The 7,141-nt window shown below is 54.0% G+C and carries 8 protein-coding genes; 7 read left to right on the top strand and 1 reads right to left on the bottom strand.

The features are described 5' to 3' along the window. Positions 1-322 precede the first annotated feature (322 nt). Positions 323-469: a hypothetical protein gene (locus C5S61_RS26675; RefSeq protein WP_164689135.1), complete on the bottom strand. Its 147-nt coding sequence runs from the start codon at positions 467-469 to the stop codon at positions 323-325. A 68-nt stretch (positions 470-537) separates the two neighbouring features. On the opposite strand from C5S61_RS26675, the gene C5S61_RS00055 reads away from it, so the two are divergent. The 7 genes from C5S61_RS00055 (at position 538) to argC (ending at position 6,883) form a co-directional block, all read left to right on the top strand. Beyond that, the gene (locus C5S61_RS00055; RefSeq protein ID WP_110513054.1) at positions 538-1,671 is read left to right on the top strand and encodes a homocitrate synthase; all 1,134 of its coding nucleotides are present in this window, start codon (positions 538-540) and stop codon (positions 1,669-1,671) included. A 95-nt stretch (positions 1,672-1,766) separates the two neighbouring features. Next, positions 1,767-3,032, top strand: coding sequence for a 3-isopropylmalate dehydratase large subunit (locus tag C5S61_RS00050; protein ID WP_110513052.1), 1,266 nt, complete (start codon positions 1,767-1,769; stop codon positions 3,030-3,032). A 28-nt stretch (positions 3,033-3,060) separates the two neighbouring features. After that, on the top strand, positions 3,061-3,558 hold the full coding sequence (locus C5S61_RS00045) for a LeuD/DmdB family oxidoreductase small subunit (RefSeq protein WP_110513049.1): 498 nt from the start codon (positions 3,061-3,063) through the stop codon (positions 3,556-3,558). Positions 3,559-3,560: 2 nt separating this feature from the next. Then, positions 3,561-4,556, top strand: a complete 996-nt coding sequence (locus tag C5S61_RS00040; protein WP_110513047.1) for an isocitrate/isopropylmalate dehydrogenase family protein — start codon at positions 3,561-3,563, stop codon at positions 4,554-4,556. Between the two features lie 217 nt (positions 4,557-4,773). Beyond that, positions 4,774-4,941, top strand: a complete 168-nt coding sequence (gene lysW / locus C5S61_RS00035; RefSeq protein ID WP_110513045.1) for a lysine biosynthesis protein LysW — start codon at positions 4,774-4,776, stop codon at positions 4,939-4,941. A 13-nt stretch (positions 4,942-4,954) separates the two neighbouring features. Beyond that, on the top strand, positions 4,955-5,818 hold the full coding sequence (lysX, locus tag C5S61_RS00030) for a lysine biosynthesis protein LysX (RefSeq protein WP_110513043.1): 864 nt from the start codon (positions 4,955-4,957) through the stop codon (positions 5,816-5,818). A gap of 30 nt (positions 5,819-5,848) precedes the next feature. After that, entirely contained in the window at positions 5,849-6,883 is a 1,035-nt protein-coding gene (gene argC / locus C5S61_RS00025) for an N-acetyl-gamma-glutamyl-phosphate reductase (protein ID WP_110513041.1), read from the top strand. The last annotated feature ends 258 nt before the right edge of the window (positions 6,884-7,141 follow it).

The following is a 7,141-nucleotide window of genomic DNA, read 5'->3' as shown; positions in this document are numbered from 1 at the left end:
GGATCAGGGGTCGGGGGTCGGGACGTTTGGCTTTTGGCTGGCACGATCATAATCCTAAAAATCTGTGCAATCTGTGGCTAAAAAATACTCATTCGTGGAATCTGTGCAATTCGTGGCTAAAAACTCAACCTTCGCGTCCTTCGCGGTTTATGTTCTATGCTCTATGTTCTATGCTCTTAAATTATCACTTGACAAACTGAAATCTGCCTGCTATGCTTCGGCGCAGAACTTTTGGTTTGTGGAGTTTCTTACTATGTTCAGTCAACAATTGGTTCTGAACTTGAAAAAACGCAGCGCAAAGAAGCCAGGCAGCGAGTCTGGTTTATTGCGTCGCGTCTAAGCAACACTCCACGCGCTCAATAAACTCAAGGCTCGCCGCCACAAACGGCGAGTCTTTTTTTGTACCAAACGTCGGTTTTGAAAGGATTTTCCCATGGCCATACTCAAGCAACTTAAACGCATCAGCCATCTTCACCGCCCTGCGGCAGTTCGCCCTGAATTGTTCACCGGATGTTCTTGCGGAAGGATTGTGCTTTCATGACGCGTCAGTTTGCAATTGTTGATACCACCTTGCGCGAAGGTGAACAATGGGCCAATGCCCATTTCAGTAGCGCAGATCGCCTCGCCATCGCCAATTTACTGGTTCAGTTTGGCGTTGAATATATCGAAATGACCTCGCCCTGCGCCTCGCCGCAAAGTGCGGCAGATTTGCGCAGCATCGCAGCCCTGCCACTCGGCAACACCAAGCTGCTGACCCATACCCGTTGTAACCTTGATGACGTGCGGCTCGCTGCTGAATGTGGCGTTGCTGGCGTAAACATCCTCTTTGGCACCTCACCTTATCTGCGCCAATGGAGCCATGGTCGCTCGATCGAAGCGATTTTGGCCGAAGTTGGCCCGGTTGTGCGTTTCCTCCAAGAACGGCAGATCGAAGTCCGTTTTTCCTGCGAAGATTCATTCCGTACCCCCTTGCCCGATTTGTTGCGCGTCTACCAAGCTGTCGATTTGCTTGGCGTGCAGCGGGTTGGCATCGCCGACACCGTGGGCATTGCTACGCCGCGCGATGTTGAGCGCGTGGTTGGTGCAGTACGGAATGCAGTTCGTTGCGACATTGAATTTCATGGTCACAACGATGGCGGCTGTGCAATTGCCAATGCCTACGCAGCACTCGAAGCAGGCGCAACCCACATCGATACAACGATTCTTGGCATTGGCGAACGCAACGGCATCGCCGCCCTCAGCGGCCTGATTGCCCGACTCTACCTCTCCGAACCTGAAAGTGTTGCAGGCTATGCCTTGCCAATGTTGGCGCAACTTGATCACACGGTTGCGGCAATCTTGGGCATTCAAGTGCCGTTCAATGCCTGCATCACCAGCGAAACCGCCTTTGCTCACAAGGCTGGCCTGCATACCAAGGCTGTTTTGGCCAATCCCAGCACCTACGAAGCGATCGATCCCAAGGCTTTTGGGCGCGAACGCAATGTGCTCATTGGCCATCGCCTAACTGGCCGCCATGCCTTGCAAAGCCGCGCCAATGCTCTCGGTTTGGAGCTGAGCGACACCACGATTATTGCGCTTGCAGCTCAACTCAAAGCTGCCGCCGATGATCAGCCGTTGACGCTCGACGAGGTGGATGCGCTCCTGCGCTCAAGCACCCTCCAAGCAGCCTAACGATTTTTCGAGCAGGTAATTGAAATTGCTATTTCAATGCCCTAGCTTGCTATACCTTGATGTGCCATTTTTCAGCTATTTTGGGAGTTTCCGCAATGGGTCAGACATTTGCCGAGCAAATTTTGGGGCATGCTTCGGGTCGTAGCGACGTGCAAGCAGGCGATATGGTGGTAGTCAACGTCGATTTGGTGATGATGCATGATAGCCTCTCGCCAAGCATTATCGAAACCTTGCACAACGAATTGGGCGCTGAACGCGTTTGGGATCGCGACAAAGTTGCGGTGGTAATCGACCACGTTGCCCCAGCCGCCACCGTGCGCCAAGCAGAACAACAACAACACGTGCGACGCTGGGTTGCCCAACAAGGAATTTCGCACTTGTTCGATGTTGGGCGCGGCATCTCGCATCCCGTGTTGATCGAAGAAGGCCTTGTGCAACCAGGCATGCTGGTAGTTGGCAGCGATTCGCATAGCACTGGCTATGGCGCGGCGGCGGCGTTTGGATCAGGTATGGGCACGACCGACATCGCGCTGGCGCTGGCGACAGGCCAAACATGGTTTCGCGTGCCCGAAACCGTGCGGGTTAATGCGGTTGGCAATTTTCAACCAGGCGTGAGCGTCAAAGATTTTGGCTTGTGGGCGGCGCGCACGCTACGAGCTGATGGTGCAACCTATCAAAGCGTTGAGTGGCACGGCGTTGATTTTCTTTCGTGGCGCGAACGCATGACCTTGGCTACCTTGTCGATTGAAGTTGGAGCCAAGGCCGGCATTGTTGCGCCAACAGGCTTGGGGTCTGAACATCCTGTGCCAGCATGGTTGCGAGTTGAGCATGATGCAAATTACAGTCGCGTGGTTGAATGCGATTTGAGCACGCTCGAACCCCAAGTCAGTGTGCCACATTATGTCGATAACGTGGTCGATTTGGCTGAGCTTGGGCGGGTCGCGGTCGATGTGGTCTATCTTGGCACCTGCACCAACGGCCACTACGAAGATATGGCTGCTGCCGCCAGCATCCTCAAAGGGCGGCGTTTGGCTCCCAATCTGCGCATGATCGTTGTACCAGCATCGAGCGAAAGCCTACACCGCGCCGCCAGCGATGGCACTTTGGCAACCTTGATCGCTGCTGGAGCGACGATCGGCACACCTGGTTGTGGCGCATGTATTGGCCGCCATATGGGCGTGTTGGCTCCCCATGAAGTGTGTGTTTTCACTGGCAATCGCAATTTCCGCGGACGGATGGGCAGCCCAGGGGCCAATATCTACTTGGCCTCGCCCGAAGTTGCCGCCGCTACCGCCATCACAGGCTACATCACCCACCCACGCAATGTGCTGCAAAGCACTGAGCAAGCAGTTTTCGCCTAATTTTTGCAATTGCACAGGAGTCAGCACTATGCCACGGATTTGGGTTTTTGGAAATGATGTCAACACCGATCAGATGGTTCCAGGCCGTTACGCTCCCTACATGCTTGGCGCAAACGATGATGTGCGGCGCTATGCCTTTATCGAAGCGCGGCCCGATTTTGCGCCTAATGTGCAAACCGGCGATTTGATTATTGCTGGGCCAAATTTTGGCTGTGGCTCAAGCCGCGAGTATGCCCCCTTGGCCTTGAAGCGCTGCGGCGTTGGGGCGATTATCGCTCCATTATTTGCCCGCATCTTCTTCCGCAACGCCTTGAATTTGGGTATTCCCTGCTTCACCGCCGATATTCGCGAGCAAGTTGCCGATGGCGATCTTGTTGATTTTGATTTGGCTGCTGGCCTAATTACCAACAATGGCAGCCAAATTCAGCTGCCACCACCAGAAGGCTGGATGCGCGAAGTTTGGGCCGAAGGCGGGATTGTGCCATTCTATCGCCGCCATGGTCGCTTTCCCGCGACAGGAGCCTAAGCATGACCACGTTGTGTTTGATTGCTGGCGATGGCATTGGCCGCGAAGTGGTGCAAGCAGCCGGCCAAGTGCTCGAAGCCTTGGCGGTTCCTGCCCAATTTGTTGAGGCCGAGGCTGGTTGGGAAACCTTTCAACGCACTGGCAATGCCTTGCCAGAACAAACTTTAGCCGCAGTGCAAGCTGCCAATGCAACTTTGTTTGGTGCGGTTAGCTCGCCATCACAACGAGTTGCTGGCTATCGCAGCCCAATTGTCGGCATGCGCAAAGCCCTTGATTTGTATGCTTGCGTGCGGCCTGTGCAAACGCCACCGTTGGCTAATGCGCGCGCTGGTGTCGATTTGGTGGTAGTGCGCGAAAACACCGAAGGGTTGTATAGCGGCCAAGAAACCCGCGAAGGCGATGAGCGAGCCACGGCGCAACGGATTATCACTCGTGAAGCAAGCGAGCGGATTGTGCAATGGGCAGTGCATTATGCTCAGCGCACTGGCCGCCGCAAAATCACCGTCGTGCACAAGGCCAATGTGTTGCGCGAAACCTGCGGTTTGTTCCGCGAAACGGCGCTGCGCGTGCTGGCCGATGCGCCCGATTTACAAGTTGAAGAAATGTTGGTCGATAACGCTGCTTATCAATTGGCGCGTACTCCCGAACGTTTTGAAGTGTTGGTCACCACCAATTTGTTTGGCGATATTCTCTCGGATGTGGCCAGCGTTTGGGGTGGCGGATTGGGTTTGGCAGCATCGGCCAATTATGGCACGCGCACGGCGGTATTCGAGCCAGTGCACGGCAGCGCACCAGATATTGCTGACCAAGGCATCGCTAATCCATTGGCAACCTTGAGTGCTAGCGTGTTGATGCTGGAATTTGTGGGTTTGAACAGCTACGCCGAGCGTTTGCAAACCGCGATTCAGGCGGTATTGGCGAATGGGCCACATACGCCCGATCTTGGTGGCACGGCGACGACGGCTGAGGTGGTGCAGGCAGTTATTGCCCAGTTTTGATCCACGAAGAGCACGAAGCGCACGAAGGCCAGAAACCACGAAGAACGCGAAGAGCACGAAGGAGTGAGGGATGAAGGATGAGGGATGAGGGATGAAAGGCTCTAGGCTTTTGGCTAGCGGAAGAATTAACTCCCCTCGCCCGCGTTCCGTGGGAGAGGGGTTGGGGGTGAGGGGAATTCTAAATCCCCGACCCCTACTCAATAAAGGAATTAAACAAATGAGCGCACAATGCCCAGAATGTGAAGGAACGATCGCGTTGGCTGCCGATATTTTGGATGGCGAGATTGTGCCATGCCCTGATTGCGGCGCAGAACTCGAAGTCGTCAGCCTCAACCCAGTTGTTTTGGAATTAGCACCCGAAGTCGAAGAAGACTGGGGCGAGTAAGGGAGATATGGCGATGCGTGTAGGTATGTTATGTTCCCGAATTCGGGTTGAAGAAAAGCTGCTGATCAATGAATTTGAGCGGCGCAATGTCCAATTTGAGCGGATTGATGATGATCAGACATGGTTTGATTTGAATGCCTTGCAGGCCAATCGCCAAGTGCGCGAGCAATTTCCCGATGTGATTATTGAGCGTTCGTTGCACCATGGTCGGGCCTTGTACACGCTCAAAACCTTGAACGATGCAGGCATTCCAACGGTCAATAATTATGCAGTGGCCTTGACGTGTGGCGATAAGTTTTTGACCACCCAAGCGCTCTTGCGCAACGGCGTGCCATCGCCGCGCTGTTTGCTGGCCTATACCCAAGAATCGGCGCTCGAAGCGATCGAAAGTTTGGGCTATCCGGTGGTGTTGAAGCCAGTTATTGGCTCGTGGGGCCGCTTGGTCTCGAAGATCAACGATCGTGAAGCAGCCGAGGCTGTGCTTGAGCATCGCGACACCTTGGGCAATTATCAACACGCTATTTTCTACATTCAAGAATATGTCAACAAGCCAGGTGGCCGCGATATACGGGCCTTTGTGGTTGGCGATGAGTGCATTGCGGCAATTTATCGCACCAGCGGCCACTGGATTACTAATACTGCGCGTGGCGGAGAGGCTTCTAATTGCCCAATCACGCCAGGCTTGGCCGATATTTGCATCGGCGCGGCCAACGCGGTTGGTGGCGGCGTGGTTGCAATCGATGTCTTTGAAACTGCCGAAGGTCGCTATTTGGTCAACGAAGTTAATTACACCATGGAATTTCGCAACAGCATCAGCACAACTGGGGTGAACATTCCCGAACGCATTGTTGATTATGTGTTAGCTCAAGTGCAATAGTTGGTTCGCTGTAGTCATGGTGAGGTTGTTATGCTTTCAGTTTCGATCGTTGGTGGCTCTGGCTATGTTGGTGGTGAATTGCTGCGTTTATTGTTGGGTCATCCCCATATCGAGGTGCGTCAGGTCACCAGCGAACGCTTAGCAGGCCAATATGTCTACAGCACGCATCCCAATTTGCGCGGACGCAGCGAGTTGCGTTATAGCCCGCAAAGCAGCTTGGAGCCATGCGATGTGTTGATTTTGGCGCTGCCGCATGGCTCGGCTGCTAAAAATATCGAGCATTATGCTGGGCTTGGTCAAGCGTTAATCGATTGTTCAGCTGATTTTCGGCTACGTGATCCCGAAGCCTACAGTCGTTGGTATGGCGAAAAGCACCCAGCCCCGCAATGGCTGGAACGCTTTGTCTATGGCTTGCCCGAATTGTATCGTGAGCAAATTCGCTCAACCCGCTATGTTAGTGGCGTGGGTTGCAATGCAACAGCGATCAATTTGGCCTTGTTGCCCTTGGTCAAAGCGGGCTTGATCGATCAAAGCAAGCCTGTGGTGGCCGAAGTCAAAGTTGGGTCGTCCGAGGCGGGCGCGGTTGCCAACGATGGCAGTCATCACGCCGAACGCTCTGGCGTGGTGCGTTCATTCGCACCAGTTGGCCATCGTCATACCGCCGAAATTGTGCAAGCTCATGGCCTTGAAAATGTGCATATTTCGATCACGTCGGTGGAAATGGTGCGCGGTGCATTAGCAACATGCCACGTGTTCACCCAAGGCTCGGTCAACGAACGCGATCTTTGGCGAGCGTATCGGGCAGCCGCCGCCGAACAACCATTTTTGCGCATCGTCCATGATCGCACTGGCTTGCACCGCCATCCTGAGCCAAAAATCTTGGCTGGCAGCAATTACGCCGATATTGGCTGGGCGCTCGATGAAACAACTGGCCGCGTGGTAGCGCTCTGTGCGCTGGATAACTTAATGAAGGGCGCAGCAGGAGCCGCCATCCAATGCTTGAATTTGATGCATGGCTTCGACGAACGTTTGGGGCTTGAGTTTACAGGCTTGCATCCGGTGTAAGAACATAGAACATAGAGCATAGAGCATAGAGGTCAGGGGCTGGCGATACAAAGCTAGGTTTTAACGCAGCGGCGCAGAGCGTTGATAAGGATGAAGGATGAAAACAGAAGTCAAAAGTCAAAAGCTGACTTTTGACTTCTGTTTTCATCCTTCATCCCTCACTCCTTCGTGCTCTTCGCGTTCTTCGTGGTTTCTGGCCTTCGTGCGCTTCGTGCTCTTCGTGGATCAAAACTGGGCAATAACTGCCTGCACCACCTC

The organism is Herpetosiphon llansteffanensis, from assembly GCF_003205875.1.
GTDB classification, from domain to species: domain Bacteria; phylum Chloroflexota; class Chloroflexia; order Chloroflexales; family Herpetosiphonaceae; genus Herpetosiphon; species Herpetosiphon llansteffanensis.
Note: the sequence above shows the minus strand (reverse complement) of the source record. Positions and strands in the feature narration are given on the sequence as shown.